This window comes from Argonema antarcticum A004/B2 (genome assembly GCF_023333585.1).
Lineage (GTDB): Bacteria > Cyanobacteriota > Cyanobacteriia > Cyanobacteriales > Aerosakkonemataceae > Argonema > Argonema antarcticum.
This window is the reverse complement of record NZ_JAIQZN010000018.1, coordinates 37851-57055: the sequence shown is the minus strand read 5'-3', so window position 1 is coordinate 57055 and position 19205 is coordinate 37851. Positions and strand designations below refer to the sequence as shown.

Below are 19205 nucleotides of genomic sequence, written 5' to 3'. Positions count from 1 at the left end.
ACAAGGGAGACAAGGCCCAGAAGAAAAGCTTTTCGTTTCAACCAACTACTTATGACCACACCCGACCCCACCCCCCTACCCCCTCCCCGTCCACAGGGAGGGGGGGAAGAGAAGCGCCTCTCTTTACTTCGACTCGTTCCCAGGTTGAGATCGGCGATACGCACTCTACTTATTGGTGGATTGCGATCGCAACTTGAAATATGTGCGATATTAACAAGAATAGAGAATAGAGCTATCTGATTATAGGCTTTAATTTTGTATGGATCTTAATAGTTTGCTGATCTGGATAATCGGATTTTGGTGCATTTTGCTACTGATCTGGTTGACACGAATTCCCTTTAACCAATTGCGTGGCTGGGTGATAGTTACCCTATTTATTTTGGCGGTAACAGGAGGGATATTTTACCTGAATCCTAACGTGGCTGGTTTGATTGGTGGCAGTCTGTGGATAATACTGATACTGCTTCCCCTCAATGGTATGAAAAAGGCTAGCCAATTGATTTCTGTGGGGCGCTACGGTGAAGCTAGCAAACTGATGAAACGCTTGCGCTGGCTGCATCCTGCTGATGGATGGCTCGAACAACCGGAATTATTACGGGCGCTGGAAATGGGGCAACGTGGCAATATGGCTGATGCGATGAAAATCTTAAATCGCTATCAGACTAATGCTACTCCGATCGGTCTAAGTGCCACAGTTTTACTTTATCGAATGGGATCTCGCTGGGAAGAGTTACTCTTATGGATACGTAATAATTTACCTGAAAAGGTCTTATTTAAAGACTCGACTGTGGTGTCGTACTACTTGCGAGCTTTAGGGGAAACGGGGGATTTGAATGGTTTGCTGCATGAGTTCGATCGCTTTGAATCTTTTTTAGAGAAGGCGGGTGATGGGGCAGGGGTGAATACGGTGCGAATGTTTATTTTAGCATTTTGCGGTCAACCCGAACATTTGCAAAAATTGTTGTCAGGCCCGTTGGCGGCAATTTTTACCCAGAATATCAGCGAATTCTGGTTAGGAACTGCTGAAATGGCAGCAGGAAATCAGAATGTGGGTCGCGATCGACTGTTGGCTCTTTCAGATAGGGGCGATATTGGTTTAGATAATGCGATCGCACTTCGCTTGTCCCAGCCTCCCATCGCTCCCGAACAAGTCCTCACTGAGTCATCAAGAAAAATTCTCGCCCGTGTTGCTAATGAATTAAAGCAGGAAGGTCAATACGGCAGATCTGTAATTTTAAGCGGGAATAAATTTTATGCTACTTACGCGCTACTTTTGATAAATTTCCTCGTATTTGCGTTAGAAATAAGATCGGGTGGCAGCGAGAATCTTAATAATTTATACAATCTAGGTGCATTGTCTCCAAAAGCGGTTTGGGCTGGAGAATGGTGGCGTCTGCTTAGTGCAACTTTTCTGCACTTTGGCTTTTTGCACTTAGCGATGAATATGATGGCTCTCTATGCTCTTGGTTCTTTTGTGGAAGCTAGTCTGGGCATTTGGAGATACATGATATCCTACTTGATAAGTGGGATGGGGTCGATGTTAACGATCGCGGTTTTGTCTAGATTAGTAGATGTTCAAGATCAACTTGTGGTTGGTGCATCTGGCGCGATTATGGGTTTGATTGGCGTCATGGCCGCAATTATGCTCCGGGGTTGGCGAAAAGACAAATCTCGTGTTGCAGCTAAGGGTTTGCGAAGCATTTTATTGATTATTGGATTGCAAGTTATTTTTGACTTAGTGACTCCACAGGTTAGTATGTTGGGTCACAATTCCGGTCTAATAATTGGCTTTTTAATAGGTAATTTGTTATTAATTAACTGGCAAAGTAAGAAGTGAGAAAATGAATGCGATCGCACACTATCATGTAAAATCGGGCTATGGCTATGGATGCGAAATTCACCGCAGTTTTAGGCAGTATTTTCATCTTCGGCATATTGGAAAATTTGTTTCCGTTTTTCCAATATAAGCAGAGCTTTTCTAGAAGAATGTCTCAGAATTTTGCTCTGGGGCTGCTGAATGCGATCGCAACAAGTTTAACAACAGTTTTACTGTTAAAATGGGTCTGGCAGCAAAACATTTGGTTAGGTTTATTTCAAGGAATTAAACCAGTTTGGTTGGTTGGTATATTATCTTTTTTAGTTCTGGATGTGTATCTCTATTTTTGGCACCGATTAATGCACACTTGGCCTATGGCGTGGCGATTTCATCGCGTGCATCATACTGAAATGTCGATGAATATTTCCACAGCTTATCGTTTTCACACTGTTGAGGTGCTTTTATCGAATTTGCCTAAGATATTTTTGATTTGGCTGTTTGGCGTTAGGCCAATTCATGCAGTAATCTATGAATTAGCATTTACAATTATTGTGGTTTTTCACCATAGCAATTGGCATCTTCCAGAGCGTGTAGATAAATTTTTAAGTTATTTTATCGTTACGCCTAATTATCATCGCTTACATCACTCTCAAATTGTCAAAGAAACTAACTCTAATTATGCCAGTTTATTGACTATATGGGATAGATTATTTGGATCTTTTAGAGATAGTAGTAATCCTCAATTGATTAAATTAGGGTTAGTGGAAGAAACGCGAGAAATTAATTTTTTCAACTTGTTAAAATTGCCATTTTGATAGTAGAGACACGGCATAATTAACCTTATTTCGCAACGCCAAAATATCTCGGATGCCGTGTTCCTACTTATGTGGACTCGCACTGCCTTATGGCAGAAAGTTTAAAAATATAATATAATATCAATCAATACTGTACTGTTTACAGAACGAGGTAATCAATTATGTTATCAACTGATCCTAAACAAGAATCAATGATTAAGAGAATTGAGCAAGTTGTATCTATTTTAATGGAAGAACGTCCTTTATTTAAGGAAGATATTAATTATGCAGAAATGGTAGAACATTTAGCTAAAGTATTTGCAGAAAACTTGTCTTTTGAAAAATTTAATATCATATCAGAGCAAAGTTTTAAAAACCGTTGTAGTGGCATAATGTCATTACAACTTTTGGGTAAAATTGGCGAAGATTTTACTCCAGAACAAATGGCAATTTTTGATGAAGCAATTAAGCGGAAATAGATGATTATGAATTATTTATTAGAATCGCGCTATATAATTGTAGTTTAGGTAACAACAAATAAAACCTAAATTATTAATTTTCAAACTTTAGAGAATAGGAAATAGCTAAAATGACCACTTCTCAAAAAAGTTCTCAATTAATTGTTTCGCTTGACTTACAGTTGTTCCCAATAACCTTCCTATTTCATAACTAATACTACCAATCCATTCTCTAAAAGAACTTTGAGATTTAGTTTTAATACTTCTTTCAAAAATATCCATTTCATCAAGTTTCTGAATTAAACGCTGTCTTAATAATTGAGTTGTTGAAAGAGCATTTTCTACTTCCGATGCTTGAAAGGTATAGCCACAAGAACAGTGAAACTCACTATTCATAACATACCATTCTTTATAACAAGAATCACAGCGAACTTGTCTTTGATAAGGATCAACTAATAATTGTCCTTTAGATAAACAGTTTCTATGAAAATTCTTGCCCCAACTTTTTTGACACTTGGGACATTTAGGAAAACAAAAGGTAATCCATTCACTCATGATCTTAATTGTTTATTTTTTAGTAATAAACACTAATTAGTTAATCTCCCAACCCTTCTTTCCATCCTTCATTCCAACCTGTAATAATACCTCTACCTATATCTCTGAAAGTACCAACAACTTGGGCAACTATATAACCGAAAAGTTGAGCAATAGATTTAAATGCCTCAGTAAGATAAAATCTGAAACTAGCTTCAGATTTAGCTATAATACTTACTTCATCTGCTTCCATATCAGCAATTTGCTTAATCAGCCTAGCTTTAATTTTGTTTAAATCATCGCTAGGAATATCAGTTTCATTTTTTACATATTGTGCCATTTTAAATTTCCTCAAATAAATTAAGTTGATTCCACGAATGTTTTTTTACAATCCTTCTGCTTTTAGCCACTTTTCAAAAACCGCTTTATCGCTTGATAATCTAGCAAATTCTTCAGGCGGCATATTAGCAACAATGTCTGACATTTTTGATGGGCGAGGTTGTTTATTTTGCGATTTTTCTCGTCTTTTTTCCGCTGGCAATAATTGAGGATCGACTAATTCCAGAAAATCAGCTAATGCTTTTCGAGAAGCAACTACCCATCTTCTTTTATTGGGTACAGCATCCATCATGGCATCAAAAAGATGAGGTAAATTGTATCTTTTATTAGCAGAGTAACCAACTATTTTACCTTGCCAATTAGGAAGTACCTCTCGAATTTTTCTCTTAACATCAGCAATTCTTCCTTTTATATTTTCTTCTTGCTCCTCACTAGGTAAATTAGCTAAAGGATGCCAATGAGTTTCACCCGGATAGATCAAATCTACTTTATTTAAAGCAATAACCATCCTTTCTAACAGTTTAGGATGAATTAATTTTAATTCCACTTCAAGATATTCTTGTATTTGCGCGATCGCTCTATTTTGACCATCTAAAATCCATAAAGCTACATCAACATCTTTTAGAATTTTTTCATATATAGCAATATGTTCTTTTTGTTTAAGGCGACTTTCACCTAATCCTGGCATATCATAAGCGATTAATGCCCCATTAACTCCTTCAAGTTCATTCAATGATATTTCAATACCTCTCGCTGTTTGGGTACAGGCTTCAATATGACTAACTTCTAAACCTGCGTTGAACAGTGCATTGAGAGTAGAGGATTTTCCTACTCCTGTTTCACCAATAAAAGCAAAGCGAGGAGGAGGTTCATTATCTACCTTATCCTCAATCATTTGGTAGATTTCCTCGAAATGTTCTTTCGACATTTGTTGACCCGGTAGAAGATCTTTGACTATCCCCTGTAATACGTCTCGTAAATCCACAAATTTTTCCTTTTTTGATTTTTCGATACTTCTAGCCTAAACTTGAACTTTGGATTTAACTACTCTAAAAAAACGGATTTTCACGGGAGTTTTATTACAAAGTGTTAAGCAAAAAAACGGAAAAGTTCGGAAAAAACAGGATTCAGGTTAAGCTATAATGGGTGAAACCTTTACCCTGCATAGTTTTATGGATGTAAACGAAGTGTTACAATTTGTGGATAGGTTAGTTGTTGAACGAACTGGAAAACACCTAGATGATGTTCAAAGGGCTGTAGTTGAGGGAACTTGGCAAAGACAAACTTATGATGATATCGCCCAGAAATGTCATGTCACTAAAAATTATGTCGGTGATGTGGGGGCTGAATTATGGAAACTTTTATCTGAAGCATTAGGCGAAGATATAAAAAAGACTAATTTTCGTTCTAACTTAGAAAGAGTCTATATTGAATCATCTCAAAATATTTGTATTGGTACTAATCATAACTTTACTTTTAGTTCACAAATCTTAAATCAGCCTAATAAACAACATCAAGAAAGTAATACAAATACTCAATCTAAATCAACTAATCACGATTTAACATTAGCCCCTCAAATCATCAAATTTCATAACAGAGAATCTGAAATTAAAAACATTTCTAATTGGATATTTAATCAAAATATACATTTAATCTCAGTTTTAGGATTATCGGGAATTGGTAAAACAACTTTAGTTAAAAGATTTGTCGATCTCAATTTACAACAATTTGAAGTAATTATATGGAAAAGTTTAAAATTCCCCAAATCATTAGAGTTACTTCTTACCGATTTATTGAATGTTTGTCACCAAGAAGCTAAAGAAACTATAGACGCTAAATTAAAACAATTATTTAATATCTTCACTGATAAAAAATGTTTAATTATCATTGATGATGTGCAAAATATCTTTATCAGTGGTGAATTGGCGGGACAATATCAAACTGAATACAAAGATTATCAAAACTTTTTCACCATGATTACCGAAACTCAACATCAAAGTAATGTAATTTTAATTAGTCAAGAACAATGTGCAGAAATGGAGTGTTTAGATGAGGAATTATATCCTATTAGGTGTTTAGAATTGTCAGGATTAGATGATGTAGAAATTCTTAGAAATATGGGACTAAAAGATAGTTCGACTACGCTCACTAACCATGAGGAAAGTTGGTTAAAATTAATTAATTTATATGAAGGTAATTGCTTTTATTTAAAAAGCATTAGTATGTTAATAAATAAAAATTATGATGGCAAAGTTACTGATTTTTTAGCTGAGAATACTTTACATATTACCAATCAAATGCAGTCTCATTTTAGGGAAATATTTAACCATTTGTCACCTAAAGAACAAGAAATAGTATTACAATTAAGTAAATTCGATCGACCTATTTCTAGGGAAGATTTAAGACAAAGTTTAAACTTATCTTCAGTAGATTTTAATAATGGTTTACAATCTTTACAACAAAGGTATTTAGTAACGAAAATTAAAGAGGATAAAATTTTGTTTAAATTGTCTCTAGTTTTTAAAGAAACAGTTTTATGAAAATCAAATTGCTGAATTTAGCGGACATCAAGACTGGGTATGGAGTATCTGCTTTAGTCCGAATGGGAAATATCTGGTGACTGCATCGGATGTACAGAACTGCGAAGTTGTGGCGGGTGGAAGGATTAGAGGAATTGTTGGCGCGGGGGTGCGAGTGGTTGAAATTTTACTTTGCTTCCCATCGGGAGGCGCGGGAAAGATTGCAGGTGTGTGGGGATAGGCGGATTTGAATGAGGTACGTAGTTGCGCTTGGGCGCTAGATTTGGCGCTAAAGCGCAACTACGTACCTTTTTTTAGTTGTCAGTTGCGTAAGTTTGCATCTACTCAATAGCACCAGCTGGCTGTTTTCCCACTTCTCTAATTTCATCCTGAATTTGACACTTCAATGCCATTAGGGTTGCCATCTCATATAATTCTCTGGCTTTTTGTTCAGTAATTCTAGCAATTTCAAGGATTTCATTTAATTCTGCCAATTGCTTTTCATTTAAAGATGGTTCATTCATGGCCAATTTTCCAAACGAGTTTTCAGCCTATTTGCATTTATTTTAACTTCAATCACCTGTCCCAGCAAAGTCGCTAAATATTCTCCTCTGTCCTGGATTACCTCAGCAGTCGCATCAGCAGACGAAATACTATCAACGCAACTTTTCCTCTATTTCTGTTGCTAAATCGTACACTGCTTTAGGTTATATAGCATAAATATTTTTAAAAATAATCTTGACTAAACTCTTTTTTACTACTACTCTTTAAAAATCACCCATAAAATCAGAAACCCGATTTCTGACGAGTCCCGTCCCATTTCCCAACTATGAACATTCCCAGCAATCCCGCCACAGACCTCGCCAGCCAAATCCTGGATAGAGAAAACCAAGAAAAACAAGCACTAGCCCTACTTTTAGACCGATTTATCAGCCGAAACGACCAAATTTTAGTTCAAAAAATCGAAATGGGTGGTAGCGAAGCTTATATCGGTTCAGTCACCCTCGAATGGTTTGCCAGTCGAGTTCGCTTCGCCTCCCGCCTCCCGCTTTTCCGTCCCAAATTCAATCCCGACACCCAAAATATTGAAATTGACGCCGAAACCATAGAAGAAATTCAACAACGTCCCTTAGATTGGTCGCGCCAAGCACCTTTAGCGCAGTATTTAGCAGCGCGAAAACATCACAAATTCCCACCAGTTTTAGTAGTAATAAATCAACCTTGGGTAGATAACCCCAAAGCTGACGAGTGGGGAGAAAACGGAAAGGCAATTAAATCTGCCGCTGATTTTATGCCATTAGATAAAGATGCGAAAGTTGGTTTATTGAACGTTTCCGAAGATGTAACTATTTTTGCTTTAGACGGTCAACATCGCCTCATGGGAGTACAGGGATTAATGGAGTTAATCCAAACTGGGAAACTCCAGCGATATAAAAAGGAGAAGAAACCTACAGGCGCGGTAATTACAGTTGATGACCTCAAAGAGGAATACCAAGTAGACCCTGCTTATTTGCAAAACTTAGCTAAAGAAAAGATTGGCATTGAATTTATTTCCGCCATTGTTCCAGGGGAAAGCCGCGAAGCCGCAAGAAGGCGAATCAGGTCTATTTTTGTTCACGTTAATTTGATGGCGGCACCTTTAACAAAAGGACAGTTAGCGCAATTAGATGAAAATAACGGTTTTGCGATTATTGCCAGAAAAGTTGCCGTCACTCATCCCCTATTCAAAGATAAAGAAAATCGCAATCCTCGCGTGAATTGGGATAGCGCGACAGTCGCATCAAAAGCAACCGTTTTAACAACTTTGCAAGCCATGACAGAGATGTCAGAACGCTATTTGGGTCAAAAATTTCCTCACTGGAAACCATCCCAAGATAAGGGTTTAATTCCCATGCGTCCCGATGATGAGGAACTGGAAGAAGGGTTGGCAGAATTTCATAAATTATTCGATAATCTAGCCAATTTACCGAGTTTGCAGAGATTGGAATCCGGTGAGGAAACCCCCCAATTGCGCCGCTTCAGTTTTGAGAAAGATGGGGGGGAAGGGAATATACTTTTCCGTCCGGTGGGACAAGTTGCTTTAGCGCAAGCTTTGGGAATTGTGGTATTTCGGAAAAAGTTGTCGCTAAAAACTGTTTTCGATAAACTTCGCAAATTCGATACTGATGATGGTTTCAGCAATATGGAGTATCCAGAGTCGCTTTGGTATGGTGTTTTATATGACCCGAATAAGAAGAGAATTCTAGTTGCGGGAAGAGATTTGGCGACGAAATTAATAGTGTATATTTTGGGGGGAATTAATGATGATTTGGAACGTGCGGATTTGCGTCGGGATCTTGCTGAAGCGAGAACTTTTGAAGATAAAGCAGTAGGATTTAATGGGAAATTCGTTGCACCGAAGGAAGTGGGATTACCGCCTGTTTTGAATTAATTTTATTCTCACCGCAGATGAATCTAATTTTATCTGCGGTTAAAAATCTTTAATTCCATTCAAGACAGAAACCTGGTGAGATCGAACTCGCCTTCTATTTCCTCTCGCTTTCCTTTTTCAGAAATTAGGAGTAACAGAAGTGTTTCGGAATAGTTTACTGTTCCTCGTAATTCATCTTGCAAAATCTCCAGTCCACCATTAGCATATTCTTCAAAAATATGGATGCGTTGTTCTTCTGAATTTTCATCATTTGGAGAAAGGATTTGTGTGTTTTTAGTTTCTGCGATCGCTAACAACTTAATTACCGCATCATATCCCCTTGATATAAAAATTTCTATCCCTATTGGTAGGGGATCTCTTTTGGAGATTTCACCCAGAGGCGATCGCTTTTTTCGCTTTGCACCCAATGCTGCTGCAAATACCATCACATCAGCATAAGTTTGAAAAGGCCCAGTTGTTTCTTTGGAGATAGTTAAAGCTTTCACAAAATCAGCTTTATCTTTAGCAATTCTAATTTTACTCGCACTCATTTTAAATTTACTCCTTGTTCGCTTTAACCCAAGCCAGCTATTACCTCATCTACAATCTCATCAATACTTGGTATTGGCCAGGGAATAATAGAAGCATCTCGCTGATGTTTATGATCGTCAAATCCCAAGGGTGGTTTATGTTTGGAATTGTCGTACCTAAAGATAAGCGTTTTATCCGCCGCCTGATACTGATAGGAGTAGTCAATTCGCTCAATTCCATTCTTACCATTTACATACTCTCTCAGATAAATCTCTGAATCATTAATTAAGATCACCTTGCTAGTAACAAATATTTCGTCCTCATTCCTAAATTCAGATTTCAATTCAATCGATTTAGCCAATCCATAATCATCGAGTCTGTGGATGGCTATTTTTACAGACTCGATATACTCATTAAGTGACGACATATTCTAAACTATTTAAAACTTTTAAGTCTTCGTCTATACTAATCAAACAATGATATTCTCCAGCCCATTCTACATACTCCATATCTTTCCCCTCTAAGTCTTCAGCAGCCCATTCATCGATAAACTTTTCCGATGTTATATTATATTTGTTTTCAAACTTTTCCAAATTTTTTCGAGTGTGTTGCCTGCTATGTTCTAAAAGGGCAATCTTTTTACCGATCGCATTCTTAATCATTTCAGTCGCCCTTTCCATATATGGACTTTTCACAATTAGTTTTTCCATTGTATTGGACTCCTATTAATAACTCCTTATTCAATCTTAGCATAGATAAAATTCCCTTTCAACTTTGACTGAAAGTTTGGATTAGCCAGCGATTAATTTCTCCATCATCCTGTGTTTGTCTACGTTCTAATGCCTGTTCAACTAAGGATAATCTTAATCCTGGTAACACCAGCGATTCCCGAATTTCACCACTACGTCCTTCAGAAATAGAAAAGCCAATTACCCTGCCTGAATTTGCATCATTTACCCAGTATTCTTGCACTCCTGCCCGTTCATATAGTAACCGTTTCGGCCCCAAATCATCACTTAAAGTTGTGGTAGCAATTTCTAACACCAAAGTAGGTGGATCGTATTCATCCAAATCAACTGATGAATTACTTTCGGGAGGCACTCTTAAACCCGAACCAATGTAGAAAGATGAGTCAGGTTGAAATTCCCTTAACCCAGTCTTCCGAAAACTGGTATTAGTCAACTCAATAATTTCCAAATTCCTGATAGTTGCAAAAAGAACAATTAGATTAGCAACTATTGAATTTTGACGCCCATGACGAAAACCAAGTGCTGCCATTTCAATCCTCATATAACCGCGATCGTAATAAAATCTGGCATCTGCATAATCAGGATGATCCTCTAATTCTAGAAACTCTTCCCAACTTGCTTTCACCCAAGTATCAGTTACCAAATTACGCAACATCGGCGATGAACTAAAACTCATACTCCACCTCTGTAATCTCAGTATATTCAAACTCATTCGGACTTTGCCGCACCAAAGAATAGGGAACACTATCCAACTCAATTACATCTTCTTCGCAATCTGGTTTAGAAGAGTAATAAGTCAGCACATACTCCTTACCAATACGATTAGTCATTTCCTTTTCCACCTCACCCCGCCACTGCGTTTTAGTAACTAAAACCACCAATTGATTCGCCAATTTGGGAATAATCTTAGCAATTTGCCTGCGATATATTTCATCCAAACTGCCAAACGGCGAATCCATCACAATTGGAAATGTGCTGCTATCTGGCACCATCAATTCATCTTTAGTCCACTCTCGCACCCTGTCAATAATGCCACCAATAAATGATAGACTGAGAATTTGGTTTTCTCCCGTCGATGCGGCAACTGATGCTTCTCTACCAGATGTATTTTCTACTAGCGTTAACTCATATTTATCGGTGAGTTTTGGCAGGTAATTCTTAAATGAGATTGAACTGAATATCTCCTGAACCCGCTTTTCCAACTGCACCCGAAAATGCTTATCTAAACGATATCGAAAATCCGTTAAACGTTCGATCGCATCCTGAGTAACGGTAATGCGTCGCTGTGCGATCGCTTGCTTTGCCTCATTCAATTCCTGTTTGGCGATTTGCTTACCGAGATTTTCTATCTCAATATTTAAATCCGCAATCTTCTGCTTATTCTCTCCCTCTTCTAAAGTTAATTCTCGGATTTTACCTTCAATTTCATCCAATCGCTTTTGCAAGTTGCGAATCTCTTCTGCCGGATTCTTTCTTAATTCTTCGCTAATATTATCTAACTGCGTCTCAACGCGGGAAATTTCTTGACGGAACTGATTAATATTAGCTTGCTCTTTGTCAATATCCTCCCAAAGTTTCGGCGTTTGTTTATCAATTTCATCCACCTGTGCGATCGTGCGGATAGTCGTTTCTTCCACAGCAGCTATGCTAGCTTTATCTAACCAACTGCTGACATTTTCGTGAAAGTGATTTCCCTCGTGTAACTCTGCACCACAAATACAGCGTTTAGAATTCAGTAATTCATTAACAAATTCCTGTGAAATTCCACCAGTTAACTCACCTCGCTGTTTCAAATCATTTACGATCGCACGAAACTCAGCGCTTACTTCTGGTAGGAAAACCGCGTAACCTCTGGTTGAAATAGCTTTTTGTAATGCTTCTTTACTTTGTTTTAGTCTGTCTATGTTTGTGGTTTTTTGAGTTTCTAACTCTTTGCGTCTCTCTTCTAAATCTTTGGCACCGCTGACATCCCGAAAACGGTTGCTGGTTTCTTTTTTGAGCGTCTCTTGGTGCGATAACTCCTGGCTAATCTCAGTTTGGCGATTAGTTAATTTCTCAGTCTCTTTCTCTTTTTGTTCCTTCTGCTTTAATATTTGGCGCGTCTCCGTATTGCCAATCGATCTTAACTCTTCTTCCAAGGCTTTCTTCGCGTTTCCCAGATGCTCAATGGAACGATTTAATACCTTCATTCCCAGCATCGTTTTCGTTGCTTCTGCAATTTCTAGTTTATTGTCAGAACGCACAATTCTCTCGATCCTCTCTCCGTCAAAGAAGAAATACTGATGCAAACTTTCCGGTAAAATTCGCCCAATTATATCTTCGGGAAGCTGTTGTGGAAGGTTCCATCTCCCATCGTCTCCAGCTATCTGCATATACAGTTTACTTTCACCTTGTTCGATGGTTTCGCCTTTGTAGGCGCGACATTCTCGTTTAGCGCGATAGCGTTTATCGTCGTGTTCCCAAACAATTTCTACCCAACATTCTACAGATTCTCCCTGTTTTGCTTCTGCGATCGCTCTTTTATTCACCAACTGTTCTTCCGAAGCAAAAGCCGCTGTAAATTTCTCATACAGCACCCACGTAAACGCATTCAACAACGTCGTTTTTCCCGATCCGTTGTTACCGTGAATAATCGTCGTGTTTCGCTGTTCTTCCCCAGAAAGTAAAATTTCTGGCATTTTCCCATAAAAGCAGCGAAAGTTACAAATTTTGAGAGAAATTAACTTCATTTGACGCATTCCTTTATAATTGCGAGAATGTCGTCGTTAATGCCTTTGGGTTTTGACATATAAAGCTTATCCTTCTCAGCTTGTCTCACCCGCTCAATAATTTGCCGTACTTCTGGTGGAGCCGTCGCGAGGGGCTCTTGTACGTAACTTAGGCTGATTTCCTCACTCATGTCGTCCCTACCCTGAAAATTTGTGCTTATTCGATCGATCTTAGAACGTAAGTGCGTAGAGTGTAGCAACTGCTGACGATCGTCGGCGCTGGGAGTTATAATAGCCTGAAAACACGGCAACGAGGATGCCTTGCTTGCTTACACATATTACCCTTATTCCTTTTTGGATAAAAAGGGCAATTTTATGTTGTAAGATTTAAAAAATCAACTCCTCGTTGTTATGCGCGATCGACCAGAAAGTTCCAAAAACGAAAACTCTCATCCTTATAACTCCCGTCCCTTGTATACAGAGGCGTTTCTGAGAGCGCGAAAGCTACTCAGACGGGGAGAATGTCCAAGTCAACAAGATTTGGAACATATTTACGAACAGGGATGGGAAACTCATCTGGGATATTCCGAAAGAGAATTAGCTGAACAGTTTATGCGCGATTACGGGTTGAAAGATTGAAATGTTAGTCCAAGTAGCCTCCAAATGGGAAAAAGTAGAGCGTTGGCTCAAACAAACTGATGATTCGCAGTGGGTGAAGATTCAAGCAACAGGTGATTCTAACGGAATTCCTGTCACCCCTGCTAACATTCTCGAACTCACTCTCAAATGTGAGTGGGCAGAAATTGAAGATATGTCCGAACTTCTTTATAATCAGCAAGGCATAATGTTTCCTCACGGATTAGAAATTGGCTGGGGCGACCCATCTAAAGCTTACCGTGAAGGTAACTCATCCGACGCCGGAGTTTATTTTTTTAACGCTTACAAAAGAGAAAGCATGGAAAGCTTAGCTGAGTAAATAACTCAAGTTGCGGTGTTATATAAAATAGGGTGCATGACTGGCGATAAAATTAGCGATCGTATCCAAAATCCTGCTATCTGATTTTAAGAACTTGATCCCGAATTTGTTGGGGAAGGCTAATCTGTCCGGTGTCGGTGACTGTTGTAATAAACATTACTAAGATTGCTGAGTGAGTTAGGCTATTCAATTATAATCGCTTTTGGTGTCATCGCTAATCTCTAGTACGCCTGCTATGTTTGCGATCGCCTGAATGGGTTATCTAAATAGCGATCGCTTTCTATAAAATAAAATAGCGATCTCCTGAGAGTTGAGAAACCGGGTTTCTTCATACCATCTCTGTTAGGAGACAAAAATTCTCGCAGAAACCCGGTTTCTTTTTCCTCAGTTCTGGATTATGCTATGATAATAGTGGAAAGCAATATCATTTTCTATAAAATAAAAAAATTGCTGCATGAACAATTCAACACTGGAGGATTTATGTTAATCCAAAAAATCATACAAGAACTAAAAGATATACCAGAAAATAAGCTGACAGAAATTTATGATTTAATTCACGACTTCCGTTTAGGTTTAAATCAAGAAGATACCCAACATCGTACCCCTGGACTACTCATAGGACAACTAGGAGAGGCATTTTTTGAACCTCTACCAGAAGAGGAACTTCAGCAATGGGAATGAGCTACCTGCTTGACACTGAGAAATGTTATGATTAAAGAAATTTTTTTTCGTTAAAGACCAGTGCCGATCAATAACAATACAAACGGTGAAGCAATAGAACCATTAGAATCTATTAATGAATTCAAACGAGTTGTGGTGCCGACAACGCTATACGCATTTGGCAAAGATAAAATACAAAACAAAAAAGGAGAAACGATGTTAAGTCAGCAGCAAACTGTAAACAATATCGATCTATGGCAGTCAGTTGTCGCCAAAGAATTTGCCTATATTGAGAGTCGTAAAGAGTTTTTCAATAGTTGTACGGACAGGGTAGCAATTCTCCAAAAAGGATTACAAAATCCTAGAGAAAGAGGAACGGCATTGCGCTTGTTCTTTTACCTCACTTTGCCAGAACGTCAGAGTTTATTGGATGAGTTAGTGGATCTAGCAAGCGTCTCTCATTCGGATATCGAACTGTGCAGAGAAGCAATTCTTTCTCTGCCAAAAACCTGGTTATTGGTTAATATCGAAAACAGTGCCGAAGGGTTGTTAGCTGATGGGACGGATGAAGAGTACAGGCGGTTGTTAGAACTATATATTAATATTGATAAAAACCTAACTGAAAAGCTGGTTAAACGAGCGTTGCAGCATGAGGATGCAGATATTAGGGAAGCAGGAGAAGATTTCCAAAAATATCTGAACAATTGCTGAATTAATTAAGTTGCTAAAAATAAAAGAGCGATCGCCTTTATGTAGAAAAAAAGCTCAATTAGTAGGGTGCGTCAGACACTTAAACCCTGATGCGATCGTTCACATCTAATGTCTGACGCACCCTACAACTACAACTCAATAGGGAAAAATCGAACTACTTTTATGAAATTTTAATCCGAGTTTTTCCCTTCTACGATTTTAATTTCCTCTTCAGTTAATCCGTAAAGTTGATAAACCAGTCGATCTATTTCGATTTCTAATGCGGTTATGTCTGCTTGGGGGTTAGATTTTTTAGTAGTGAGGATTTGGTTAACTATTTGTTCTAATAATTTCTGATGTGGTTCTGTGCTTTTCGCGATGGGTATTTGAGAAACATACATCGGTTTAAATTCAAAAAAACCACCCTGTTTAGATGCGGCTATTTGTTGAATAAACCACCACATTAAAGATGAGTTAAGAATTCCTAAAGTATAATTGATGTTTTGGGGAATACAAATAGAGGTTTTATCGTTGCTGTAATATCCTGAAAAATCAGGAGCATATTCAACATTATTAGTAATTGCAGGAATAATAATTTTAGGTTGTTCAAATTCTTGCCAGTAAGCAATATTATCCTGAATTTCATACCATTGATAAGTACCTGCTTTTCTACCCGTACCAGGTGTAAGTTCTTTTTTATATTGACTCAAATAATTCTCAATTGCTGGATATTTTTTAATATCAATTCCTCTCCTAGTGAAAATTAGCCATAAATCTTGATAATCAACACACCAACGCTTAACATCTCGACCCCGTAAAAAAGGCTTTAACACCTCAGCAGAGGAGGGATGCTCCTTAATCAATCGATCGCGGGTAGCAAGATCTACAACAAAAGCTTCATTAAATCCTGTTTTAATACCATAATAAAATCTACCGTTTACATACTCTTCTAGCGGTGTTCCAGCGGTTCTGATTTTTGCTAATAAATCTAAAATTTGCGAAGATTCTAACCTCCACCCGTCAGATTTTAAATTTTCTTGTGAAATGCTCAAACCTTCCTGATGTAATACCGTTGCAAATTGGGCAATATTTTGGTGTTTCGTTGCATCCCATGACAAAGCCTGTACTTGGTTTGTGTCAGATGGAAATTTACTTAAAGCGATAATACTAGGATAAGCGATCGCCTCTTCAAAGACAGGGAAATCACCAAAATCAATTAAATTATAAATCGTTGTTTTCTCTGTCAACAGTTGACGTAACTTTTCCCCATAACCCGCTCTAAAATATTTATTAGAAGAGATATAAGTTAAATAACCCTTTGGCTTTAATAATTTCAAACTTAGCTCATAAAAATATACAAATAAATCAGCAATTCCTGTATAGCATTTATAGTTTTGTTGCAAACTTGGTTTAAGTTCCTTAATTTCTTCCTGTCTAATATAAGGCGGATTTCCAATCACCACATCAAAACCCACAAAACCCCCCTGATCATTCAACGCTTCAGGAAATTCAAAACGCCATTCCAAAGCATTCTCATAAATCTTACCGCTTTCAATATCCTCAATCTCAACTTTTAACTTATCAATCTCATTATTTAACTTAGAAATTCTTTGTTCCCGTTTCTTTTGATCGGCTTTAGTTTCCTCAAATAATAAAGTTTGATTTTCCAAATTATAAAGCTCACCCTCTAAGTTTCTTAATTTACTTTTATTTGGATCAATTCCTTGTAGCGTTATCCTCAAATTACCCTTAATATCATTAATCAGTCTTTCCATCTCCCGCTTCTGCTCCTTATTTTCAGCATGGCGGTAAGTTTGTACAGCATCGCGATAATTATCGATACTATATTGCTTTTTCTTTAAAGCTTGTCGCAAATCAGCATCCAATGAAAACCGACTAATCAAAGAATTACCGCATTTAATGTTAATATCAATATTCGGTAAAGTTTCTAACTCCATGAAATTACTGTCAGCTTTATAATAAGCATTTTTCAAAAGTTCAATCCACAACCGCAACCGACATATTTTCACTGAATTAGGATTAATATCAACCCCAAATAAACACCCTTCAATAATCATCTGCTTTTCGTGAAAGAGAGTTTCTTGTATCCGTTGACTTTCCTTACTTTTGGGATTATATTCAAACAATAAGCCATCATCATCAGTCACAACTAACTCATCATTCACCACCTCTATTTGATAATCTCTTAAAGTTTTACCTTGTCTATCCAGTAAAATTTTAAGTTCGCTTTTAATCGCAAGAATTTCATTCAGAGCAGAAACTAAAAAATGTCCCGAACCTACAGCAGGGTCACATATTTTTAAACTATTTATAATTTGATTCGCCTCTTTTTTATCCTCGATTTTTTCATACAATTGATTAATATCTTGGCAATTCCAGTTTTTAATTTCATTAAATTTCTGGACAACTGCTCGGCGAATAGTTTCGCGACACATATACATGGTAATGAAACCCGGAGTAAAGAAAGAACCATCTTTATATCCGTTAATTTTCTCAAAAATCAAGCCTAGAACAGAAGCATTAATTAATCTTTTGTTTTCTTCCTGAATATCTTCCGAACCTTCGCTACTGAAATCATAAGCATTGAGAAATTCAAATAAATATTCTAGAGCATTGATGTCTCCGGTGCGCTTTCTTCCGTTGCTATCTTTCAAGATAGTAGAGGAAAAAATCGGTAATTTTTCATCTCTGAGGTTACTGATAAAAATAGTGACTTGTTCAATATCTGTTGGTTCAAATAGGGAACTGTTTAAATAAGGAACATGGCTAAATATTTTTTGGATATTAGCGTCTCTTTCCGCTGCTTTGCGAGCCAATACGCTAAAAAATAGGCTATTTAAATCATCGTAATCTTTGATTTTACTTAAATCTAGAAATCCCCAAGACCGATCGTTTTTGTTGTATTGAATTAATTGCGCTTCTAATAATTTTAGAAATAGAATACGATTCATCCAAGTGATTGATAATTCCAACCCAACATTAAACAGTCTTTCTTCGTCAGTTTCCCCAAATTGTTTTGGATTTGATAGGCGAGAAATTTTATCTAAACTATCAAGTTGGATTATCGCATTCTCAATTAAGGAACCTGGATTTCTCGCTCCTGCTTTTTGGCGCTCAATCAGTTTTTTACTGCCTTGTTTAGTTTCCGTTAAACCAATAATATGTAATAATTCGTTATAGAATCCTTTGTCAAGACTATTACTATCGTTAGCAAAGGGTAATTTTAATAAATGCTCTGGTGAAAGTAGTTTAAATAGGGAAATTAGTTGATGCTCATTGAGGTTTTCTGAATTATTTAAAATTGCTCCATATTCTCGAAGATCGAAATGGGTAAAAATAATTGATGACTCAATGGCAGCAATGGCTGGTTGAGCAATTTCTTGATAGAAAAAATCTGTTTTTTTGCTGGATAATCGTCCGGCTTCAAAATCATTAAATTGCTTAATAAGAGTTTTATTTTCAATAAATGCTTTTTCAAAACTACTGGCATCAAAAATAAACCATTCATATATATTAGTGGCGATTAAATATTTGATTTCTAGATTGTTATGAGTCAAGCGATCGCGCAAAAAATATAAAACTAATTCCTGAAATGCTTTAGTATTTAAACGATCGACTTTCAGCATTTCGCTTTTATTGGTTGGCTTTTTAGCTTCCAAAATTACGCCAACGCTGGTTTGAGCGTCTTTACCATGATGAATAACGAGATCGTTACGTTCTTTAGTATTAATAAAATAATTAGAACTGTAATAGGTATTTTTTAATAAATCCGCAATCAGATTTTTATGAAATTCTTCTGATTCGGCTTCATTAATTCGAGCAATTAAAGTTATTAAATTATTTTTAAACAGTTCAATATCATTTCGGTTAGGTTTAACTTTCAAAAAGGCTTTATTTAAAGCTTGTCTTGGTGAAATTTTATTCATGTACCTTATCCTTTCCTTAATAATGGGAATATTGATATTTTATGAAAAATAGACAGATTACCATTATAAAAAAA

The 19205-nt window shown here is 37.0% G+C and carries 21 protein-coding genes and 1 pseudogene; 11 read left to right on the top strand and 11 right to left on the bottom strand.

What is annotated here, in order from left to right:
- Positions 1–259 precede the first annotated feature (259 nt).
- The 3 genes from LAY57_RS10645 (at position 260) to LAY57_RS10635 (ending at position 3089) form a co-directional block, all read left to right on the top strand.
- The gene (locus tag LAY57_RS10645; protein WP_249066399.1) at positions 260–1837 is read left to right on the top strand and encodes a rhomboid family intramembrane serine protease; all 1578 of its coding nucleotides are present in this window, start codon (positions 260–262) and stop codon (positions 1835–1837) included.
- Between the two features lie 149 nt (positions 1838–1986).
- Complete coding sequence (locus LAY57_RS10640) at positions 1987–2631, top strand: sterol desaturase family protein (RefSeq protein ID WP_249066398.1); 645 nt, start codon at positions 1987–1989, stop codon at positions 2629–2631.
- A 161-nt stretch (positions 2632–2792) separates the two neighbouring features.
- Positions 2793–3089 carry a hypothetical protein gene (locus tag LAY57_RS10635; RefSeq protein WP_249066397.1) on the top strand — a complete coding sequence of 99 codons (297 nt, stop codon included), beginning with the start codon at positions 2793–2795 and terminating at the stop codon, positions 3087–3089.
- A 105-nt stretch (positions 3090–3194) separates the two neighbouring features.
- Here the strand turns inward: LAY57_RS10635 and LAY57_RS10630 are convergent, their stop codons facing one another.
- The 3 genes from LAY57_RS10630 to LAY57_RS10620 are packed head-to-tail and all read right to left on the bottom strand — an operon-like array spanning position 3195 to position 4926.
- The gene (locus tag LAY57_RS10630; RefSeq protein ID WP_249066396.1) at positions 3195–3623 is read right to left on the bottom strand and encodes a hypothetical protein; all 429 of its coding nucleotides are present in this window, start codon (positions 3621–3623) and stop codon (positions 3195–3197) included.
- 40 nt (positions 3624–3663) lie between these two features.
- The gene (locus LAY57_RS10625) at positions 3664–3942 is read right to left on the bottom strand and encodes a hypothetical protein (RefSeq protein ID WP_249066395.1); all 279 of its coding nucleotides are present in this window, start codon (positions 3940–3942) and stop codon (positions 3664–3666) included.
- A gap of 45 nt (positions 3943–3987) precedes the next feature.
- Positions 3988–4926, bottom strand: a complete 939-nt coding sequence (locus tag LAY57_RS10620) for a GTPase family protein (protein WP_249066394.1) — start codon at positions 4924–4926, stop codon at positions 3988–3990.
- Between the two features lie 157 nt (positions 4927–5083).
- Between LAY57_RS10620 and LAY57_RS10615 the strand changes: the two genes are divergently transcribed.
- From LAY57_RS10615 to LAY57_RS10605, 3 genes and pseudogenes are all read left to right on the top strand, one after another.
- On the top strand, positions 5084–6481 hold the full coding sequence (locus LAY57_RS10615) for a helix-turn-helix domain-containing protein (protein WP_249066393.1): 1398 nt from the start codon (positions 5084–5086) through the stop codon (positions 6479–6481).
- A 7-nt stretch (positions 6482–6488) separates the two neighbouring features.
- Positions 6489–6533, top strand: a pseudogene (locus tag LAY57_RS36195) (hypothetical protein); the annotation flags it as partial.
- Between the two features lie 37 nt (positions 6534–6570).
- Complete coding sequence (locus tag LAY57_RS10605; RefSeq protein ID WP_249066392.1) at positions 6571–6711, top strand: hypothetical protein; 141 nt, start codon at positions 6571–6573, stop codon at positions 6709–6711.
- Positions 6712–6801: 90 nt separating this feature from the next.
- On the opposite strand, the gene LAY57_RS10600 is transcribed toward LAY57_RS10605, so the two are convergent.
- Positions 6802–6984: a hypothetical protein gene (locus LAY57_RS10600; protein WP_249066391.1), complete on the bottom strand. Its 183-nt coding sequence runs from the start codon at positions 6982–6984 to the stop codon at positions 6802–6804.
- Between the two features lie 305 nt (positions 6985–7289).
- Here LAY57_RS10600 and LAY57_RS10595 point away from each other — a divergent pair, with 305 nt between their 5' ends.
- On the top strand, positions 7290–8891 hold the full coding sequence (locus tag LAY57_RS10595) for a DGQHR domain-containing protein (protein ID WP_249066390.1): 1602 nt from the start codon (positions 7290–7292) through the stop codon (positions 8889–8891).
- Between the two features lie 59 nt (positions 8892–8950).
- Here LAY57_RS10595 and LAY57_RS10590 read toward each other — a convergent pair whose 3' ends face one another.
- From LAY57_RS10590 to LAY57_RS10565, 6 genes are all read right to left on the bottom strand, one after another.
- Positions 8951–9421: a DNA phosphorothioation-associated protein 4 gene (locus LAY57_RS10590; protein ID WP_249066389.1), complete on the bottom strand. Its 471-nt coding sequence runs from the start codon at positions 9419–9421 to the stop codon at positions 8951–8953.
- Between the two features lie 23 nt (positions 9422–9444).
- Positions 9445–9828, bottom strand: a complete 384-nt coding sequence (locus LAY57_RS10585) for a toxin-antitoxin system TumE family protein (protein ID WP_249066388.1) — start codon at positions 9826–9828, stop codon at positions 9445–9447.
- Positions 9815–10096, bottom strand: a complete 282-nt coding sequence (locus LAY57_RS10580) for a hypothetical protein (RefSeq protein ID WP_249066387.1) — start codon at positions 10094–10096, stop codon at positions 9815–9817. Before LAY57_RS10580 ends, LAY57_RS10585 begins: the two co-directional genes overlap by 14 nt.
- 73 nt (positions 10097–10169) lie before the next feature.
- Positions 10170–10826 (bottom strand): Uma2 family endonuclease, encoded by a 657-nt coding sequence (locus LAY57_RS10575; protein ID WP_249066386.1) that lies wholly within the window; start codon positions 10824–10826, stop codon positions 10170–10172.
- Positions 10816–12879, bottom strand: coding sequence for an AAA family ATPase (locus LAY57_RS10570; protein WP_249066385.1), 2064 nt, complete (start codon positions 12877–12879; stop codon positions 10816–10818). Before LAY57_RS10570 ends, LAY57_RS10575 begins: the two co-directional genes overlap by 11 nt.
- Entirely contained in the window at positions 12876–13049 is a 174-nt protein-coding gene (locus LAY57_RS10565) for a hypothetical protein (RefSeq protein ID WP_249066384.1), read from the bottom strand. The genes LAY57_RS10570 and LAY57_RS10565 overlap by 4 nt, the downstream gene beginning before the upstream one ends.
- 220 nt (positions 13050–13269) lie before the next feature.
- Between LAY57_RS10565 and LAY57_RS10560 the strand changes: the two genes are divergently transcribed.
- From LAY57_RS10560 to LAY57_RS10545, 4 genes are all read left to right on the top strand, one after another.
- Complete coding sequence (locus tag LAY57_RS10560) at positions 13270–13497, top strand: hypothetical protein (protein WP_249066383.1); 228 nt, start codon at positions 13270–13272, stop codon at positions 13495–13497.
- A 1-nt stretch (position 13498) separates the two neighbouring features.
- Positions 13499–13834, top strand: a complete 336-nt coding sequence (locus LAY57_RS10555) for a hypothetical protein (protein ID WP_249066382.1) — start codon at positions 13499–13501, stop codon at positions 13832–13834.
- A 480-nt stretch (positions 13835–14314) separates the two neighbouring features.
- Entirely contained in the window at positions 14315–14515 is a 201-nt protein-coding gene (locus LAY57_RS10550) for a hypothetical protein (RefSeq protein ID WP_249066381.1), read from the top strand.
- 60 nt (positions 14516–14575) lie between these two features.
- The gene (locus LAY57_RS10545; RefSeq protein WP_249066380.1) at positions 14576–15205 is read left to right on the top strand and encodes a hypothetical protein; all 630 of its coding nucleotides are present in this window, start codon (positions 14576–14578) and stop codon (positions 15203–15205) included.
- Between the two features lie 170 nt (positions 15206–15375).
- On the opposite strand, the gene LAY57_RS10540 is transcribed toward LAY57_RS10545, so the two are convergent.
- The gene (locus LAY57_RS10540; protein ID WP_249066379.1) at positions 15376–19131 is read right to left on the bottom strand and encodes a class I SAM-dependent DNA methyltransferase; all 3756 of its coding nucleotides are present in this window, start codon (positions 19129–19131) and stop codon (positions 15376–15378) included.
- Positions 19132–19205 lie beyond the last annotated feature (74 nt).

Excerpts from the sequence above, each read along its gene's own strand:
- LAY57_RS10595 (WP_249066390.1), top strand. The coding sequence starts at position 7,290 with ATGAACATTCCCAGCAATCCCGCCACAGACCTCGCCAGCCAAATCCTG.
- LAY57_RS10550 (WP_249066381.1), top strand. The coding sequence starts at position 14,315 with ATGTTAATCCAAAAAATCATACAAGAACTAAAAGATATACCAGAAAAT.
- LAY57_RS10575 (WP_249066386.1), bottom strand. The coding sequence starts at position 10,826 with ATGAGTTTTAGTTCATCGCCGATGTTGCGTAATTTGGTAACTGATACT.
- LAY57_RS10540 (WP_249066379.1), bottom strand. The coding sequence starts at position 19,131 with ATGAATAAAATTTCACCAAGACAAGCTTTAAATAAAGCCTTTTTGAAA.
- LAY57_RS10625 (WP_249066395.1), bottom strand. The coding sequence starts at position 3,942 with ATGGCACAATATGTAAAAAATGAAACTGATATTCCTAGCGATGATTTA.
- LAY57_RS10635 (WP_249066397.1), top strand. The coding sequence starts at position 2,793 with ATGTTATCAACTGATCCTAAACAAGAATCAATGATTAAGAGAATTGAG.
- LAY57_RS10555 (WP_249066382.1), top strand. The coding sequence starts at position 13,499 with ATGTTAGTCCAAGTAGCCTCCAAATGGGAAAAAGTAGAGCGTTGGCTC.
- LAY57_RS10560 (WP_249066383.1), top strand. The coding sequence starts at position 13,270 with ATGCGCGATCGACCAGAAAGTTCCAAAAACGAAAACTCTCATCCTTAT.
- LAY57_RS10605 (WP_249066392.1), top strand. The coding sequence starts at position 6,571 with ATGTACAGAACTGCGAAGTTGTGGCGGGTGGAAGGATTAGAGGAATTG.
- LAY57_RS10615 (WP_249066393.1), top strand. The coding sequence starts at position 5,084 with ATGGGTGAAACCTTTACCCTGCATAGTTTTATGGATGTAAACGAAGTG.
- LAY57_RS10585 (WP_249066388.1), bottom strand. The coding sequence starts at position 9,828 with ATGTCGTCACTTAATGAGTATATCGAGTCTGTAAAAATAGCCATCCAC.
- LAY57_RS10565 (WP_249066384.1), bottom strand. The coding sequence starts at position 13,049 with ATGAGTGAGGAAATCAGCCTAAGTTACGTACAAGAGCCCCTCGCGACG.
- LAY57_RS10645 (WP_249066399.1), top strand. The coding sequence starts at position 260 with ATGGATCTTAATAGTTTGCTGATCTGGATAATCGGATTTTGGTGCATT.
- LAY57_RS10630 (WP_249066396.1), bottom strand. The coding sequence starts at position 3,623 with ATGAGTGAATGGATTACCTTTTGTTTTCCTAAATGTCCCAAGTGTCAA.
- LAY57_RS10590 (WP_249066389.1), bottom strand. The coding sequence starts at position 9,421 with ATGAGTGCGAGTAAAATTAGAATTGCTAAAGATAAAGCTGATTTTGTG.
- LAY57_RS10570 (WP_249066385.1), bottom strand. The coding sequence starts at position 12,879 with ATGAAGTTAATTTCTCTCAAAATTTGTAACTTTCGCTGCTTTTATGGG.
- LAY57_RS10640 (WP_249066398.1), top strand. The coding sequence starts at position 1,987 with ATGTCTCAGAATTTTGCTCTGGGGCTGCTGAATGCGATCGCAACAAGT.
- LAY57_RS10600 (WP_249066391.1), bottom strand. The coding sequence starts at position 6,984 with ATGAATGAACCATCTTTAAATGAAAAGCAATTGGCAGAATTAAATGAA.